We start from the raw sequence: 19,576 nt of genomic DNA, 5'->3' as shown, positions 1-19,576 counted from the left end.
ATGTCAAAAACACCACAGATTAAAAATTTAATTTATTGTAGTATTCTTTTTGGCTTAGAAGTTATTATTTTAACCCTAACTTACTTTTATAGTTTATTTCATTATCAATTAAATTGATTAAGTTATTCATGGTATTTTATTAGTTGATGAAGTGTTCAAACTGATTTATTAATTTTGTTATTTGCATTAGGTGGTTTAATTTATTTTACCAAGCAAAGATATGGCCATTTTGTTACAAACCATCTTTTTGTTTTATACATTGTTTTTGCAGCATTGTTAACTTTTTTATTTTTTACAATTGGTAGTGTGATTGGAGCAATTACAGGACAAAAATTTACGGCAAGTTCAAATAATGTTGTAATTTATTGGATTAGTACTGTTTTTCAACATTGACTTTGTCCAATTATTTTTATTATTTATTTTTGTTCTAGGTTTGAGAAAAAATTAATTAATCATCGTGATTTTTATGTTCGAAAATTATATAAGTTTTATCTTCATCCTATTTTTTACACCATTTTTATTGCTTTACGACAAACAGTATTATTGTTGATACCAATTGATGAAAAATTATGAAACTATAGTGCTCCCGCGAAAAATTATTATGTTCCATATTTTTTTCAAGATTTTCGTAAACCAGAATATTACATTTTGTATTTAATTGTCTTAAGTTTAATTATTGCCTTATTAGTTTCAATTATTGTTAATTTAAATAATTTATTAGTTAATCGCGCTAAAATTAGAGCATAGCAAGAGAACTAACATTTTTAGCAATTGCTTTTAATTTAATTAATGAGCAAGTAACACACAACCGAATAAAATAAGTGGTTGGTGGTAATAACCAACAAAATAGATATAAATGAATCTTTCTGGCAAGACAAAGTAAAATCAGTCTTTTATTTTTTAATTCTAAAATAATATTCAGCGGTGGTTATTAATATTTGTTGTTGCAAAATAATGGTTGAATATATGTAATTTTAAAAGGAAAAGTGTTATCATTGTTATATTAATAAAAATGATTATGGATTTAAATAATTTGGTAAAAATATCAATTATTTAAAAAAATTGAGATGAAGAGTTATGTTAATTTTTTACATACTCAGTGGTTATTCTTACTTTTAAAAGAAAATATTCCACCACTATTTTAGTTTTTTAAATTTTAAATAAATAAAACTGAAATGAAAATAGGAAAAAATAATGAAAAAGTTAATAAGTCTATTAGGAACAATCGTTATAATCGAGGGTAGTGTTCCAACCGTGATTGCTGCAAGTTCATATGATAAAAAAATAATTTAAAATTTAGTAAAAATAATGCTCAAAACATTGATTTTGTTTCAGCAAATGAAGCTAGAAATAGAGAAAATTGTTGATTTAGGCACTTTTCTTTTAAACCAACAAGATATTATTTGCAAGCAAAAAATACTTATACAGTTATATTCAATCGTAATTTAACTGACGATGAATTAGGAAATATTAAACTATCAATTGGTCAATGAGGACAATACAAAAATATTAACAAAAATAAAAATAATGTTTTTAGTGATTTTGTAATTTCAACAAAAAGTAACTTTATTACTTTTTATTTAAGTACTGCTGGAGTACTTTATCTTGTTGATAGTAATCAGACAGATTTGCAAGTAATTGGTGTGAGATCAGAAGAACCAGAAGGTGCTATTAAAATACCAACTTTTAAAGTAAATAAAACAAATCAAACGGAATTTATCAAACAAGTTAAGACAACAAGATCATCATTTGTTGAATTTGTTTCTAACTATTATCTTGCGACAATGCAAACAGATATGATTAAGAATGTCGTTATACCTTGGTTACAGCATTCTTTCAATGTGACATTAAGCCATTGAGATAATGTTTGAAATTGAAGTAATGAACTTTATGGTCTAAATGAAAAGAATAAAAATATTAACAAAAAATATTCTCAATATATTCATATTGTCAACGAAGATCAGAGTGGTGGTTATGTCAATGCTAGTCATGGCCGAATAATGTTTCAAAATAGTACTGGGGTAGGTAAAGATTTATTTTTAAACGCTTTGACAGATCAGTGAGGATTGTGGCATGAAATTGGTCATACTTATCAAACACTACAATATAAATGAAATTATTTAGTAGATGTTACTAAATAATATTAGTGCCTTATATTTTCAACAAAAGTTAGGGATTTAATTAAAAATTTATAATGAAAGCGAAAGACAACAAGCAATTAAAAAATATTTAACACAACCAAATGCGAAAAAAGATTTTAATAAGCTTAGTGGTGACTCTGGGAACTAAATTAGACTAGGAATGTTTTGACAATTACACATGGGATTTGGTAATAATTTTTATCCATTATTAAATTAAACATATCGTCAAATTAATAATGGTGGAGTTCCTGAATGAGATATTCGTTTTAATACTGATACAAAAAAATACAAGAGTTTGTTAAAATAGCTTCACAAGTAATCGGCTATAATTTAACACGATTCTTTGATGAATGGGGAATAAAACTAACTGCAGAGATTAAAAATACTATTAGCGCTTTAAAACCATTGACAAAACCAATTTGCAATAATATTACTGATGCAAGAACAGAATTTAACCCAATTATTCAAGAGAAAATATTATTTTAAACTATCAAAATTAAATAAAAATGGTGTTATTTTAAAAAGTAATACCATTTTTTATATTTTAAATTCAATAAAAGGTAAATAAAAATGGCATAAATTCTTATTTTACGGTAAAATTGATGTACATAGTGTTTTATAGAAATAGAGGGATATGATTATGACACAACAGAATAATTTTTGAGCAGATGTTGAAAAAGGAATGATGAATTATTTAACAAAATATATTAATCTTTTTGAAGCAGATTATCAAAAAGATACCGCAGAAAAAAATCCAAAAATTGAAGCATTTTTGGCAGGAGCTAAATTTAAAACCAATTTTGAAGATTTATTTAATTTTGTTAAAACAGAAATTAAGCCTTTATTTGATAATATTAGAAATGAATATTTACAAGACAAAAAACCAGAAGAAGTTGATCAAAAGAAAGTGACAACTTTAATTGAAGTAAGTAAATTATTTAATGCAATTATTCCGTTACCTCGTTTTTTAAATGATTTTATGGTTAGTGCCAAAGAATCAAGCCCCGTTGACCTAAATAAACTTTTCGTGGATATGATGAAAGTAGAAGTTGTTGAATTAACAAAAATTTATGATGAGGAAATTAAAGGATTAGATTTAGCCCTTGATAAATGTTTAGAAGATATTGATCAAGCAAGTGATGCGTTAGAAATTTGGAATTTAGTAAATCAATTAGGATTATTCTTACAACGTGATATCGTTTTAACTGAATTTTCAGTTGACCAAGAGGAAGAAAAATTAAAAGCTCAATTAGAAAATATTGATAAAATTGAAAAAGATTTTAATGAAGGGAAAATTAAGTTACCAGAATTTAATAAAGCAAAAATTGTTGAAGAAGTAGAAGCTTATCACAAGTTTGTTATTGGTTTAACGCCAGAAAAACGCTTAGAAATTGCCCAAAAAACAGCAGATTATCGAAACAAAGTTGTTCCATTAGTACAAATTATTCAGTGTTTACATGATTTATTAATGAATATTTTGACTTCAACCAATATTATTAATACTGTAAAACAATAAAAAATTTATTGTTTTTTTGATATTTTTTTGCTAAATGTTAAATAAAAGATTATAAATACTTGTTTTTTTATTTTAAAGGTATATTATAGACATATAAAGATAAAAAGTATGGGAGCATCCTTACTTTTGCAATATGTAAAAGTCATATTGTTCAATAAATATATATTGTGCTAGGAGAATAACGAATACAAAAAAATTATATTTATTTAAATGATATTAAAATATTACAACTTGATAAGCCTTCTGTATATTTAAAAACAATTTGTTTTTTACTTCTTTTACATATTTATTTTGTAAAGTTTTTTAATAAGATATTCATTCTTAGAGTATTTTATTAAATGTTAATGTAGAAAGAAAGAGGAAATGTAACATGGCAGAAAAATATGGTATTAATGTTTACTCAGAAATTGGTGAATTAAAAACCGTTTTATTACATCGACCTGGCGATGAATTAGCTAATTTATCACCAGATTTGTTAGAAAGATTATTGTTTGATGATACACCAGATTTGGCAGTTGCACAACAAGAGCATGATGCTTTTGCAAAAGTTTTAAAAGATTTAGGTGTAGAAGTTTTATACATCGAAAAATTAGTTGCTGAAGTTTTAGAAACTAATCCAAAAATGCGGCAAGATTTGTTAGAACAATTTTTAAAAGAATCTGGCGCAAAAGAAGAGTACATTAGTAAATTACGTACTTATTTAGATAAATTAGATAATCAAGCTCTTGTTAATAAAATGATTGCAGGAGTTACAAAATATGAATTAGGAGTTGAAATAACTGATGATTATCCGTTAGCGGTTGATCCTCTACCAAATATTTTATTTCAACGTGATCCATTTGCATCAATCGGAAATGGAGTAACTATTCACAAAATGTTTACGGTAACAAGAAATCGTGAAACATTATTTTCTGATGTTGTTTTAAGACATCATCCACGTTTTAAAGATAAAATTAATTATTGATATAGTCGTGATGAAAAAGAAACTTTAGAAGGTGGAGATATTTTAGTCTTAAATAAAAAAACATTAATCATTGGGGCATCACAACGAACTTCAATGGAAGCAATTAAAAAAGTGGCAAAAAATTTGATCGAAAATGATTCAGTTAGTTACGAAAAAGTAATTGCATTAGATTTAAAAACAAAAAATCGTGCCTTTATGCACTTAGACACTGTTTTTACAAACATTGATTATGATAAATTTATTGCTCATCCATTAATCTTTGAAGCAATGGGTGAATTTAAAATCTTTGAGATCACAAAAAATGGGGTCACAGAAATTAAAGAAACAATTAAAGATTATTTATCAGCAGAAATTGGTAAACCAGTACACATTTTTAAATGTGGTGGTGAAGACCCAATTGCCCAAGCAAGAGAACAATGAAATGATGGGACAAATGTCATTACAGTCCGTCCTGGTGAAGTAATTGCTTATTCACGTAATCCAATTACGGTTGAAGAATTAAAAGCAGCAGGAGTTAAAGTACATGTCATTGCTTCATCGGAATTATCACGAGGACGTGGTGGACCTCGTTGTATGTCAATGCCACTTTGAAGAGAAGACATTTAAAACATTAATATTACATTTAAAAGGAGAGAAAAAATAATATGGCTGTAAATTTAAAAGGAAGAAGTTTTTTAACTTTATTAGATTTCACACAAAGAGAAATTTATTATTTATTGGATTTAGCAAAACAATTGAAAGATGCAAAATATGCCGGAACAGAACAAAAACCATTAGCTGGTAAATCTGTTGCTTTGTTATTTGCAAAAGATTCAACAAGAACAAGATGTGCTTTTGAAGTAGGAGCATTTGATTTAGGAATGCACCCCGTTTATTTAGGACCAAGTGGTAGTCAAATGGGGAAAAAAGAATCAATTGAGGATACAGCAAAAGTATTAGGAAGAATGTTTGATGGAATTCAATTCCGTGGTTTTAAACAAACTGATGTTGAAGCTTTAGCAAAATATTCAGGAGTACCAGTTTGAAATGGTTTAACTGATGAATTTCACCCAACACAAATGTTAGCTGATATTTTAACATTGCAAGAAGAAAAAGGTCGTCGTAACATGAAAGGGATGAAATTTGTTTACTTTGGAGATTCACGTTTTAATATGGCAAATAGTTATATGGTTGTTAGTGCTAAATTAGGAATGCATTTTGTTGCTTGTGCACCAAAAGATTTATGACCAGACAAAGAATTATTAAAAAAAGTTGAAGCCATTGCAAAAGAACATGGTGGTTCAATTACTTTGACTGAAGATCATAAAACAGCAGCAAAAGATGCTGATGCTATTGCAACTGATGTATGAGTATCAATGGGAGAAGACCCATCAGTGTGAGGTCAAAGAATTAAAGATTTAACACCATACCAAGTAACAATGGAAAAAATAAAACAAGCAAAAGAAGATGTTATTTTCTTGCATTGTTTACCAAGTTTCCACGATGCTAACACTGATACTGCTCAACAAGTGATTAAACAATTTGGCGGAACGGGTGAATTAGAAGTTACTGATGAAGTATTTCAATCAAAATATTCACGTGTTTTCGAAGAAGCAGAAAATCGTTTACACACAATTAAAGCAGTAATGTTAGCAACAATTCGTGGCTAGAATTTATTAAAAAATAAAATTCAGAAAGGGTTGCAGAAATGGATTTAAAAAATAAAAAAAAGTTTAAATTTAAATTACCAACAGCATTCACAATTTTATTGGGAATTACGTTGCTAATTATTATTATTTCTTGAATTCCAGGAACAACAGGGTCTTACACCGGAGCAGATGGAAAAACACATGCCGGAGGACCCGCTGGGATTTTTGACTTATTTTTAGCTCCAATGGAAGGATTTAAGGATAAAGTTGATGTTATTGTCTTTATCTTAGTACTGGGAGGATTCTTAGGAATTGTTATTGAATCAAAAGCATTAGATGCTGGAATTGGTCGGTTAGTAGCAAAAATGAAAGGCCGCGAAATTTGAATTATTCCAATTGTAATGTTTTTATTTTCAGTTGGAGGAACAACTTATGGGATGGGAGAAGAAACAATTGCTTTATATCCTGTTATTATCCCTGTCTTATTAGCGGCTGGTTTTGATGTCTTAACAGCGGTTATGACAATTTTACTAGGAGCTGGAATTGGATGTATTGGGTCAACTTTAAACCCATTTGTAGTACAAATTGCAGTTTCTAATGCTGGTGTTCCTGATTTAACATCATCAACAGGAATTGTTTGAAGAGTAGTATCGTGATTATTATTAACAGCAGGAGGAATTTCTTTCGTTGTTTGATATGCGCTACGAGTTCGTCGTACTCCAGGGAAATCACCATTGTTTGATAAAAAAGATTTTTATGAAGCAGAATTTGCAATTGCAGCTGATTTACCTGAATATAATAAAAAACGAAAAGCAATCATGGCTATTTTTATGATTACTTTTGTTTTAATGATTTTTGCCTTAATTGGGTGGGATAAATTTGGAATACCAGTGTTTGCTGATTTTACTGAATTAGTTAGCAAACATGCGCCATATATTGCCCATTTCTTTGCTACATTAGGACAATGATATTTTATGGAAATTTCTGCCTTATTCTTTATTGCATCAATCATTATTGCATTAATTAACTGAAAAGGAGAAGAAAACTATGTTAATAGTTTTGTTCGTGGATCAGCTGATATTTTATCAGTATGTTTAATTATTGCCTTTGCAGCTGGGATTGGTTTCATTATGACAAATACTGGAATGCAAAGTAAATTAATTAGTGGATTATCTTCACCAATGTCATCATTAGGAAAAACTGGCTTTATTATGGTGGCGTTCTTCTTCTTCTTAATTATTTCGTTTGTAATTCCTTCAACTTCAGGATTTGCAACAGCGGTCTTTCCAATTTTAGGACCAGTTGCTAATGGAGTATCAACGGGATTAGCATCCGGAACAATTACTGCCTTTTCATTTGCAAATGGAATTATTAATTTAGTTTCACCAACTAGTGCAATTTTAATGGCAGCATTATCAATTTCAAAAGTACCATATGATCGCTTTATTAAAGCATCATGACCACTACTTGTTGGAATTACAGTTGGGTCAATTGTCTTGTTGGCAGTTGGTAGTTTATTACCAATTTCAAATACTGGGCCTTGATTCTAAGAAAGAAAGGATATGTAAAAACTTATGGCAAGAATAGTTGTTGCGTTAGGGGGAAACGCTTTAGGAAATTCCCCCACTGAACAACAAGAAATTGTGAAAGATACCGCAAAAGCAATGGTTGATATTATTGAAAATGGTGATGAATTAATTATTGCCCACGGGAATGGACCACAAGTTGGAATGATTAACAATGCTTTTGATGAGGCATCACATGTGAATAATAAAATTCCAATGATGCCGTTTCCCGAATGTGGTGCAATGTCGCAAGCTTATATTGGATATCATTTGCAAAATGCAATTTTAAATGAATTGAATAAACGTAAAATTAATAAAAACGTTGTGACAATTGTAACACAAGTGGAAGTTGATCAAAAAGATCATGCTTTTAATAATCCAACAAAACCAATCGGTGCTTTTTACTCCGAAGCAGAAGCTAAAGCATTAGCAGCAAAAAATGGTTTTACTGTTAAAGAAGATGCTGGACGCGGATGACGGCGAGTGATTGCTTCCCCACAACCTGTTGACATTGTTGAAAAAAATATTATTGAAGATTTAATCAACAATGGACATATTGTTATTACTGTTGGTGGTGGGGGAATTCCCGTTGTAAAAACTGATAGTGGTTATCAAGGTGTTCCTGCTGTAATTGATAAAGATTTTGCTAGTGCAAAATTAGCAGAACTGATTAAAGCTGATAAATTAATGATTTTAACAGCGGTTGCTAAAGTTGCCATTAATTATGGCAAACCGGATCAACAAACTTTAGATATTTTAACATTAGCCGATGCGGATAAATACATTGTTGAAAACCAATTTGCCCCAGGTAGTATGTTGCCAAAAGTGCAAGCAGCAATGAAATTTGCAAGTTTAGATGATAAAAAAGTTGCAATTATTGCTGAATTAGCACAAGCAAAAGCGGCTCTAGCTGGGAAAGCGGGAACAACAATTAAAAAATAATTTACAATATAAAAAAAGTATTTTTAAAAATACTTTTTTTATATTGTAAATTTATGAGAAGAAACTGTGAACTTAGGGGAATTATCTCTTATTATAGTAATAATATAAGATATAAAAGTTGTTCTAATTTAATTTTTGTCCTCATTTAGGGGTACACATCTGATAATTTTGTAAAAGCAAGTTGTAATTTTGATTATTAGGACCAATTGCTTTTTTTTTTTTTTTTAGTAAAATATGAGTTAGTTATGAAACTATTATTTATTAAAATATCATAGGCAGAATGAATTATTTAAACAACAATTAAGAAAGAGGATTAGCATTAATTTTACTAATTAAAAAGAGGTAAAAAAATGAATGATAAAGTTATTTTGAACTATAATAAGTTGTGTGAGAAATGTAAAAATATTTTTCAAAAGATTATGTTATCAATTAAAGCAAAAAATCCGGAATTGTTGAAAACCGTTGAATTTTATCAAGTTATCATTGATGAAGAAGCAACTGTTGCATCTGATGTTTTGCCTTTTGCTTTAATTAAACATGATGATGAACTATATGGTTTTTTTCTTCACCACGATTTATCGCATTTAAATCATGATGCTAAACAGTTGTTACAAACCGGAGTAATTAAATTACCATCAAGTGTTTTAACTGCTGTTCAAAATCGAACAATTAATCTTGATCAACAATTAATGTCAGTAGCCTCGCAACAAAAAAGTGAAATGATTATTAATGATGATAGTAACGATGTAACACAAGCAATTGCACAGTTGAATGCTAACCAACAACAAATTATCCAGGGGTTAACAACATCATTAATAAGATTCAAACAACGTCATCAAAAAATAACAAGAATTTTTATTTTGTTAGGTGTTATTTTAGTGTTACTTTTTACGGGGATTGGTATTGGGGGATGACAATTATATTTGTATTTGCATCGTGCAACCCAGCCTGTTACTTTTGATTTAAATCAAATTACGAAAATTGCAAGTCCGATGATGATTAATGCAATAAATCCAAAGCAAGTGCAAGGAACAGAAGTTAAAAGTAGTTTAAAATATTTAATTTTTCAAGAAGTTGCGGGTCATTCTCGAGGGGCAACTTTTGCTGATTATGATTATCAGTTGTTTGCAAATAACTCAGGGGCTGTTTATCAACCGGTTAATTTAACAACAAATGGGGTTGAAATTTGAGTGATGATTACAGCGTTCAAAAATAGTAAATTCTTAATTAATAATTCGCCTTATTTGTCAGTTATGTTACCAACTTTGGGGGAAGGAAAAGTAAGTATTGCTGATGTTAAAACATTAGATGGTCCGGAATTGTTTGCAGCGCCAACTCCAGAAAAAGTGACGGAAAGTGATATTCGGCAAGTTTATGATGCGGTTGTGCAAGCAGCTATTAAGCCAATTAATGATAAAGCACAATTAAATGTTGATTATTATTATGATTTGTATGCTGATGAAAATGAAGGGCCATATCAGTCACTTAATTTGGCTAGTGGTTCTGATGAAGTTTGAATTGTTATTACAGCAAACTCTACAAGTAAGGTCATTACTGGATATACAGTACCAATTAAAGTTATTTTACAAACACATAAAAAGTTTGCGAGTTTGAATGATAGTTGAATTTTTTCGATGGTTCGTGCTGTTGATGGTACGTTGTATGTGGGTACTGCTAATTCGAATGTGTGGACGGTTGCTGTTGATGGTGTGGTGACGAAGTTTGCGAGTTTGAATGATATCCGAATTGGTTCAATTGTTTTAGCGTCGGATGGTATGTTGTATGTGGGCACTGGTAATTCGAATGTGTGGGCGGTTGCTGTTGATGGTGTGGTGACGAAGTTTGCGAGTTTGAATGATATCCGAATTGGTTCAATTGTTTTAGCGTCGGATGGTACGTTGTATGTGGGGACTCGTAATTCGAATGTGTGGGCGGTTGCTGTTGATGGTGTGGTGACGAAGTTTGCGAGCTTAAATGATAATTGAATTATTTCAATGGTGTTTTCACTAGATGGTACGTTGTATGTGGGGACTCGTAATTCGAATGTGTGGGCAGTTGCTGCTGATGGTGTGGTGACGAAGTTTGCGAGTTTAAATGATGATTGAATTCGTTCGATGGTGTTTTCTCCGAATGGTTCGTTGTACATTGGTACTGATGCTTCGAATATGTGGGCGATTGCGGTGATTAATTAGAATAATAATTTTATAAATATTTTGTTAATATATCGTTTATAAATTAGATTAAAATGTTATGCGAATTTAATTAATTGGCTTTTTTGTCCAAATAAATTACTTTCTTTTTAAAAGAGAATAATTTTTAATCATTTGTGCTACTTTTATTTTGTAAGATTTATCATAGACATAATAAATTGTTTTTGGCCGTGTTGAATGTTTTTTAAATCATTCAAAACTATACGAATTTTTTTAAAAACTCTTTAATTTTGTTTAATTAATTATAAAATGCTTGTTTTCCTTTTTATAATAATTTATCCAATTATTATAAATATAATTTGTTTCTTTATTTGCTTCAACTTACCCATATCATTTCTTAAATCCACGGTGTAGTTTATATAATTTGTTTTTTTAATAATACTTGTTATCATTTTAAACCTCCTAGATTTATCTTAAAGAATTTAGTGGTCTTAAATGTGGGTGGTTTTTACACATTTTCATCTTTTAAATATTCTGTTCGTTTTGAATGACTAATTCATGTTGCTAATGTTCCAATTGGAATTGAATATTTTATTGATATTAGATTGTATGAATAATGACTAAGATAGAAATCTTGTATAATTTGATTTTTTAAGTCTTGATCATATTTATTAAATTTTTATCCTTGCTTTGTTATTTTTTATCTTCTTATCATTTTAAATATGCTATAAATAATTAAGTTAGTTATGTGTCTGGATTTTTAGTAAGGAAGCATGTGATTTTTTACCTCAACAAAGTTTTAGTCTTGCTTTTTTTTTTTTTTTTTTTTTGTAATAATTATTAATAGTTCAGTATGAACAGTCTATAAATTATTGATGCACTTTTTACAAAAGGAGAAAAAACTATGAAGAAATATTTTTGAACTATTTTAATAAGTTCATTTTTAATAATTCCATTTGCTAGTATTATTAATTTTTTTACAAATAATACTTTTAAAACATCAAATGATTTAAAACAAATTGTGGAACCAAGTCGTGGCTGACCAGCAAAAAACTTCAGTCAATTAAAAATTTGACAGTTTTTATATAATGACACCCAACAAAAAATTGTTGTAACAAATGATAAAATGATGGATGGTTTTTATAGTTTTTATCGTGATGAATATTATAAATATCGAGATACAGCTGAAAAAAACATTGGGAAACCGGGTTATGATGAAATTGGGATTCCGTTGGATGAAATTAATGATTATATTGAACAAAAAATTGTCTTCTCATATGATATGCAAAAATTTATGGCCTTAAGTTTGCGTTCATATTTTATTGAATTATCAATTAATCAAATTATTGATTCAAGTAATAATATTAGTCCAAATGAGTACTTGAACTTATGAGTTATGAAGTATTTTCAGGCCGGATTTTATTTTCAGTGAGCAAAAATTTGAATTCAGGATTTAGGCCGAACAATTGAAAAATCGGTTGATGTTGATTTTTATGTTTTTGGATCATTAGTTCCTCGTGACAAAGACGGTAACTCTTTATGATGAAAAGGTCCTGACCCAGTTGCCGCTGGAAAAATAAAACCACAGTTAAAACTTGATAGTGTGATGACAAATATGATTGATAAAGTTTACACAATTGTACTTGGGAGGGGAAATTAACAATGATTATTTTAGAAAATATTAGTAAGCATTATGGTAAAAACAATGTTTTAAAAGATATTAATTTAGAGATTAAGGAAAGTGAATCAGTGGCTTTTTTAGGCGCCAATGGAAGTGGAAAAACAACTTTGGTTGAAATTATTTCAGGTGTTTTAAAACCCTCAAGTGGGAAGGTAATGTTTGTTAACAATAAACATGAAAAAGTTAAAAAAACAATTGGTGTTCAATTTCAAGATGGTTATTGACCATCTGGAACAACGCCAATGGATTTAATTAAATTTTATAAAGGACGGGGTTATTTAGAAACTGATGAAGGACAAAAGTTAATTGATGTTTTTGAACTAAAGAATTTGTTGAAGAAAGAAATTTCAGCTTTGTCTGGTGGACAACGTCAACGTTTTAATTGTTTTCTATCAATTTTAAATGATCCGGAAATTTTAGTATTGGATGAATTAGTTACGGGATTAGATTTAAAAATGCAAATTAAACTAGTTAATTTTTTAAAAGGTTGAAAAGAGGAGAAAAAAATTAATTTATTAATTGTTTCACACACTCCAGAAGAAGTTGAGTTACTTTGTGATCGGGTGTTACTTTTAAAAGATGGAGAAATTTATAGTGACCAATCAATTACAGAAATTATTAAAAATAATGGTAGTTTACGAAAGATGTTAGTTAATTACTTTAAAGATGTTGTTGGATATGAAGCATAAAATGCAATTAAATCTTAAACCATTATTTTCAAAATTAAATAAGACTAACAATTTATTGTTTAAAACTATTTTTACAAATCCCCGCACATATATGTTTGTTTTTATTTTTTCAGTAATTTTATCAGCTATTTGTTCGTGATTTTGAAATACTTATAGTTATTATGTTGTTTTACCGCCAATTTTAATTAATTTTTTATCTGTTTCGGTTTTTACTAGTAGTTTTTATTTGGGAACATACTTACTAGAATGACGAAAAAAGAATTTCTTAAAACGAATTAAACTAATTAATTTAAATGAATATAATGTTATTTTTGTTATTTTCTTATTAAATTTAATATTATCAACTACTTCAATTTTATTAAATATTGCATTATATAATTTGTATGCCTTAATTCCAATTTTTGGTTTTAAAATGGCTTTATTGTCAAATATTAGACCATTCATTTGAGCATTATATTTTTTGGGTATTATTTTGTTTACTTTTTTTCTAACCGTTTTGTATGTTTTTTTGGCAACAGCATTGCCAAGTCGCAATTTATCATTTGCAATTTTAGCAATTGTTACCTTATTCTTTATCACTTTTTCGGATGTAATAATTCAACCAACAATTACTAATCATAACTGGTTTTTTATTATAATTGGATATTTATGTCCAGGCAAATACTTTATTTGATTTAATATGTTAATTACATCTTATCAATTTATTGATCCGTTAGGAATTAGTCAAATTATTCAAGATTACAATACGGTATCTTATATCACATTTACTAGTCTTTGACAGCCATTACTTGGTATGATTGTTTTTAGTGGTTTATTTGGATATTTAGCAAAACATTTTTTTAACTGAGGAATGAAAGGAAAATAATATGAAAAAACTATTTACTTATTTAGGTTTATTGACTTTAATAACAACCCCCGTTACTTTAACTGTTGCTTGTACGATTGGCAATCTTGATGGTAGTAGTTATTTAAAAAGTTTACCTAATTTTAATTGAGGAAGTTCCGAATATGGTGATGGGATTTTATTTAATAATCAGAATTCACAAAATATTTTAAATACAAAAAATGACCAAGTTGACTTAGGAACAGTTAATCCGCAACATTTAAATTCATATTTAGATTATTCAAAATTTAGCACAGGCTTTCAATGAGATCAAAATATTCGAAAACAAGCAGTGACAGGTGTTCCATTAAATAAAGGTTTTATGCCAAATGGTAATTATGCTGCTGATTTTGGGATTACTTCAGCTGCTCAAAAGTACTTACGTCTTAATTCAATTTTAAATTGAGACCCAGCAACAGATTATGATGCAAAATATAATCAAGCGCAAATTCCTTTACAACAACGCGCTTTTGTTGCAACTGTTAATTCAATACAACAAAATACTAATGTTAATTATAATCAGTTAGGATTTTCATCACGGAAACATCGAACTTTTGATAACACAATTGTTGGAACAAAGAATCCTTTTGAAAATACTAACTTAAATTGACAATATGTCAATGAATTTGTTAATTGATCAGGTTCATGGTTTGAAGGACCAATTATTCCTCCTCCTGCTGATGTAATTGATGCGGCCCATATTAATGGCACTCCAATTTATGGTAATGTTTTTTTAGATGGTTATCATGGATTAACACGAGAAATGTTAAAAGATTTTTTAGCACGTAATTCAGATGGAACATATAAAATTGTGGATATCTTAATTAAAATTGCAAAATATAATGGCTTTGATGGATGGTTTATTAATAATGAGGCTAATGGTAGTTCTCCAAATGGAACAATTTTAGATTATAATGAAATGTATCAAATTTTAAAAGAATTTAACTATAAGGTAGGGATATCTACAGATCCTGATATTAAAAAATTACAAATAATATATTATCGTAATGATGCAACTGTTTCAAAAAGTACAACTGGTTATGATGATGCAGAAACCATTAAAATGACAAAGAGTGGTTATTCACGAAATGGGGTTATTACCCCAACACAAGTGCAATTAAATTTTGGAGAAACACCTGATAAAACCAGTCTATTTTTAAAAGAAAATCCAAATTATCGCCCAGCTGATTTATATACAATGATTGATGAATGAACAAATGCAAAATATTATGGGACATATGATTTTCGCCAGTTAGCTTATGCGTTAGATGCAAGCGCGGGAAGACCAACATTTAATCCCAATGTTTATACAAGTTTCTCATCATATATGGATAATGGAACCGCTATTTTTGGAAGTTATGCTTACAATTGAATTAAGCAACAAGGTTTACATGATGAAGTAAGAGCATTTCTTTTTGCGACCCAAGTTTCAAACTTATTTAATATGATCCATTACTCAGGAACAAATACCTTTATTAGTGATAAGGATATTGGTTTGCAAGCAAATAGGTTACAAAATGATTATTCTAAGTTAGATCCGAAGGTTGACTTTACTGCGGCAGCATTTGCGGCTGACCCACGAATTAAAGTAAATAATAAGGGACCAATTAATGATTTTCTTAAACAAAATATTTATGATTATGAATCTAACAATGGTTATAATTCAACTAGTTTTGGGGTTGGTAGTTTAGTTCGCGAAAGAACAACATTATTTGATGAGAATCAAATTTTGAATAAGACAACTAATTTTTCTATGGGAAGTGGAATTAAGTTTGTTGATCGTGATGAGCAAGGCAATGCTGTTGTGGCAAATGATTATCCTTGAACAAACCGGCGATTAACAGATATTTTGCCAACTTATCAATGGAAAATTTATGATGAAACAAAAAAAGATCAACCCTTAAATATTAGTGAGATTACTGGGGTTTATGATTATGATACTGTTTATAAGAAGGGAAATTCAATTGCAATTGGTAGTGGTTTTGATGCCCGTGGACAAGTCTTACCAGCAAAGTGAGATCAAAGTAAAGTTTATGATTGAGATATTATGGGAACTAATTTAATTAGTAATCAGCATAAAGTTAATTTTATTTATCATGATGGTTCAAATAATAATAGTAATGCTAAAGTTAATTTTTGAGTTACAACAACTAATCAGACAACAGGGGTCTCTTCTGGGCAAACTTTTAGTCCAACTCAAACTGAGCAATTAAAAGATGGATGAGTAAAAATATCATTTGATTTAAGCCAAGTTGCGAATATTACTAAGGCAAATCGGATTTCAAAAATTGGATTACAAATCCGACCACAAAAAAAAGATTTTAAATTTAACATTGGTGAATTTAACATTACAACTGCTACAAGTAAGAAAACTGATAGTATTAATATTAACAAACCAGCAGTTGAATATGCTATTAAGCGCCACGATTCAACCAAAGAATGATTTAATCTTCGTTTTAGTTGAGAAAGTCAAAATGTAGATAATCTTAATTATTATGCAATATATTATTTTGCAAATAATAAATGATATCGGGTAGGTGAGACAACGCAAAATTATTATTTTTTAAAAGACTTAACAAGTACCCACCAAGTAATTCGGTTAATGATTAAACCAGTTTATGATGATAATATTGCTTCGGCAGGTTTTGTCTTTAATGTTCGGGTATCATAAGGAGGAACTGATGAAAATTAGTCAAAGTTATAAGATGTTCAATCGTTGTATTAGTTATATGTTTAAAACAATTTTAAAAACATCACGAACATATATTTATATGATAGTTGCCCCAATTATTTTAATTACTTTTGTTTATTTCTTTTGATATCAACAAATGTTAAAAACAAATCGTTATATTATGATTTCATCATTTACTTTAATTCCAGCTTTGTTTTTGTTATTTTTAGGATCATTTATTATTTGTGAATGACGAGATTCAGTTTTTTTAAAATATTTAAAAAATTTTGGGCTAAATAAAATTCAGTTTATGGCGGCTTTATTAATTGTCTTATTTACTATTACTTTTGTCATTATTTGGTTAATATTAGGTTATTTATTCTTAATTGATCTTTTCCATAAAGAACATATTGTCCAAAATTGATTTAATTTTATGGCATTATTTTCACAATGATTTGGTTGACTTTTTGGAATAATTTTAAATATTTTAATAATGTTCTTTTTAGCACTTTTAATTGCGGGGTCATTAAAAAATATTTATATAGTCCAAGCTATTAATATTTTAGTTTTTATTTTATCGTTCCTTTTTGGTGATTTTTTAATTGATTTATCTTATGCAACAACAACACCAGCAATTATTATTGGTTATTTTATTCCACAAAAATATATTACTTGAATTGTTTATATATTTTACACACAAAGTGATCAAAATCCCAATGGTTTTTTCTTAATTGTGCCTTCTGTTGACCGAAGTTTAGCATTTACATCAATTTATCAACCAATTTTTGGAACCCTAATTTTTATTAGTACAATTAGTGTTGGATCATATTTTGCTTTTATTAGTGGATTTAAAAGGTAGGGTTTTTTAATGGTGTTATTTTAAATTTGTTCATTAAATATGATAGTTATACTAATAGAAGCAGTGGAGGGAGTTTTAATTAATTTTTTCTCAATAAACTAATTATATGGGGGTATCCCTTATTTTTTATTTCTCCCAAAATTAAAACGTAATCCCATTCGGGACTAACGAATGCCATTTTGTGACTTTTATGTTATAATTAATATAAGCGATTAAATTGCGAATAGGGTGAATAATTATATGGGTGGAAATATAAAAAAGGGTCATAGTAAAACTTGTCATAATAATTGTCGGATTCATCATAATCCTGATTTTTTTAGTTATTATTCATATCAATATCCATATTCATCATTTTATCCATATCCTGTTCCCCCACCAGTAGTGCAGTATGCCCTACCACAAAATTTATATCCCCCATTGTTAGCACAGTACCATTATTCACCAATAATTCAACAACCAATTCCCCCACAGCAGCAGTCTCCACAGGGGTTAAATCAAAGTCAACCTTATCAAAACATATCAGATTATAATCTTTCACAAAACATTAATCAGAGTTCAAATCTTAATTCGTCCTCAAATTTGATGTACCGAAGTGATGCCACATATCCGCCAGTTTATGACAACCCATATGATTATCGTAACCAACAACATTTGAATGATTATTATCCACCGCGTTATAATACTCGCCCACCAGGGAACCAAAGTAATTATAATGATTTTCGTCGTCCTGTTGCTTCTCTTAGTGTTGAAGAAGAATATAATTGAGCAGTGCATATTTCTGAAATTTTAGATGAGTTTATTAGTCGTAACCGTAATTGGTCAAAAACAAATGGTGATGAGTACAGTGAATTAAAAAATACATTAGATACTTCACTTCGTCATTTGAAAGAGGCTGAGGCTTTAAATAAAAATTTAGTTGATGCTTGAGAAAAACGTAATGAAAAAGAAGATGTTATACCAACCATAACTAGTGCAGAAACAATTATTTTACCAGAAACACCATTAGACGCCGATGATGACTACAAACTAAAAAATGAAGCAACAACAGTTCTAAATGCAAAGAATGAACCAGAAGTGAAAGATGTTTCTGAACCTGAATTAGATTCAAAATTAGATTTACTATCAGAAAATAATGATCTTGACTTATTTAGTTTTGATGATGATTTTGATAATCATTTTGCTGATGGCCATGATAATGAAAATAGTTTCTTTTTTGATAATGCAGAATTTATTGAACCAACTATGCCCGATGTTAGTGAAACGGATAATAAGGATGATTCAGTTAATGTTTTTGCTGAAGATTTAAATGATTTTTTTGATACAAATGCACCGGTAATTGATTTAGACCCAACAAAAGTTGAACCAATAACTGATGCATCCGAATGAGATTTAAAAAATAATTCTGCAAAGGGAGTTTATGATACAACACCAATTTTGGGAACATATAAGAATTACACAATTAAGACATTAACGGGAAAAATTCAAGCGCAAGAAATTTATGAGAAAATATTTGATGAATTTGGACATAGTAAAATGGGGCAATTTGAAGTTATGGATAAATTTGGTCTTACACAAAAACAATATGATAAATTAATTGATAATTTTTATCAAGTAAAGAAAAGTCGTATTAAGAAAATTGATGAAAAACAAATTGGAGTTGTAATTCGCTCAAAGTTTAATGTTAAAGCTTTTTGAATTAGTATTACTATTATTGGCAGTATTTTATTATTAATTGGGGTTATTGTGATTCTTTATTTTACAGTTCCAAGTGTTACTGATGTCATTAATATGATTATTAATAAGGTTCGAAATTTATTTTAGTTTGAAAAAATAAATTTAAATAGTTTTTGAAATATTATGTATAATAATTATTGTAATATATTACCC

Annotated in this window: 15 protein-coding genes; all 15 read left to right on the top strand. The window is 28.7% G+C overall.

All coding sequences use genetic code 4. The annotated features are described in order from the left end of the window. The 15 genes from E7Y35_RS03460 (at position 1) to E7Y35_RS03390 (ending at position 19,510) form a co-directional block, all read left to right on the top strand. Positions 1-747, top strand: a complete 747-nt coding sequence (locus E7Y35_RS03460; protein WP_283272955.1) for a hypothetical protein — start codon at positions 1-3, stop codon at positions 745-747. 447 nt (positions 748-1,194) lie between these two features. Next, positions 1,195-1,293 carry a lipoprotein gene (locus tag E7Y35_RS03455; RefSeq protein ID WP_283272954.1) on the top strand — a complete coding sequence of 33 codons (99 nt, stop codon included), beginning with the start codon at positions 1,195-1,197 and terminating at the stop codon, positions 1,291-1,293. Positions 1,294-1,403: 110 nt separating this feature from the next. Beyond that, a complete protein-coding gene (locus E7Y35_RS03450; protein WP_283272953.1) occupies positions 1,404-2,141 on the top strand; it encodes a M60 family metallopeptidase in 738 nt (245 codons plus the stop codon). Positions 2,142-2,781: 640 nt separating this feature from the next. Continuing rightward, the gene (locus tag E7Y35_RS03445) at positions 2,782-3,657 is read left to right on the top strand and encodes a hypothetical protein (RefSeq protein ID WP_283272952.1); all 876 of its coding nucleotides are present in this window, start codon (positions 2,782-2,784) and stop codon (positions 3,655-3,657) included. A 370-nt stretch (positions 3,658-4,027) separates the two neighbouring features. Next, complete coding sequence (locus E7Y35_RS03440) at positions 4,028-5,227, top strand: arginine deiminase (protein ID WP_283272951.1); 1,200 nt, start codon at positions 4,028-4,030, stop codon at positions 5,225-5,227. Positions 5,228-5,265: 38 nt separating this feature from the next. Further along, on the top strand, positions 5,266-6,270 hold the full coding sequence (gene argF, locus E7Y35_RS03435) for an ornithine carbamoyltransferase (RefSeq protein WP_283272950.1): 1,005 nt from the start codon (positions 5,266-5,268) through the stop codon (positions 6,268-6,270). A 38-nt stretch (positions 6,271-6,308) separates the two neighbouring features. Then, positions 6,309-7,799 carry a YfcC family protein gene (locus E7Y35_RS03430; RefSeq protein WP_283272949.1) on the top strand — a complete coding sequence of 497 codons (1,491 nt, stop codon included), beginning with the start codon at positions 6,309-6,311 and terminating at the stop codon, positions 7,797-7,799. A gap of 24 nt (positions 7,800-7,823) precedes the next feature. After that, a complete protein-coding gene (gene arcC / locus E7Y35_RS03425; RefSeq protein ID WP_283272948.1) occupies positions 7,824-8,756 on the top strand; it encodes a carbamate kinase in 933 nt (310 codons plus the stop codon). Positions 8,757-9,106: 350 nt separating this feature from the next. Further along, positions 9,107-10,948: a hypothetical protein gene (locus E7Y35_RS03420; protein WP_283272947.1), complete on the top strand. Its 1,842-nt coding sequence runs from the start codon at positions 9,107-9,109 to the stop codon at positions 10,946-10,948. Positions 10,949-11,810: 862 nt separating this feature from the next. Further along, the gene (locus E7Y35_RS03415; RefSeq protein ID WP_283272946.1) at positions 11,811-12,566 is read left to right on the top strand and encodes a hypothetical protein; all 756 of its coding nucleotides are present in this window, start codon (positions 11,811-11,813) and stop codon (positions 12,564-12,566) included. Positions 12,567-12,568: 2 nt separating this feature from the next. Then, the gene (locus tag E7Y35_RS03410) at positions 12,569-13,276 is read left to right on the top strand and encodes an ABC transporter ATP-binding protein (RefSeq protein WP_283272945.1); all 708 of its coding nucleotides are present in this window, start codon (positions 12,569-12,571) and stop codon (positions 13,274-13,276) included. Then, positions 13,266-14,141 carry a hypothetical protein gene (locus E7Y35_RS03405; protein WP_283272944.1) on the top strand — a complete coding sequence of 292 codons (876 nt, stop codon included), beginning with the start codon at positions 13,266-13,268 and terminating at the stop codon, positions 14,139-14,141. The genes E7Y35_RS03410 and E7Y35_RS03405 overlap by 11 nt, the downstream gene beginning before the upstream one ends. Before the next feature lies 1 nt (position 14,142). Then, on the top strand, positions 14,143-16,830 hold the full coding sequence (locus E7Y35_RS03400) for an endo-beta-N-acetylglucosaminidase (protein WP_283272943.1): 2,688 nt from the start codon (positions 14,143-14,145) through the stop codon (positions 16,828-16,830). Positions 16,831-16,840: 10 nt separating this feature from the next. After that, the gene (locus E7Y35_RS03395) at positions 16,841-17,689 is read left to right on the top strand and encodes a hypothetical protein (RefSeq protein WP_283272942.1); all 849 of its coding nucleotides are present in this window, start codon (positions 16,841-16,843) and stop codon (positions 17,687-17,689) included. Between the two features lie 240 nt (positions 17,690-17,929). Further along, positions 17,930-19,510: a hypothetical protein gene (locus E7Y35_RS03390; protein WP_283272941.1), complete on the top strand. Its 1,581-nt coding sequence runs from the start codon at positions 17,930-17,932 to the stop codon at positions 19,508-19,510. Positions 19,511-19,576: the final 66 nt, after the last annotated feature.

Source organism: Spiroplasma sp. SV19, from assembly GCF_030060925.1.
Taxonomy (GTDB): domain Bacteria; phylum Bacillota_I; class Bacilli_A; order Mycoplasmatales; family Mycoplasmataceae; genus Spiroplasma.
Note: the sequence above shows the minus strand (reverse complement) of the source record. Positions and strands in the feature narration are given on the sequence as shown.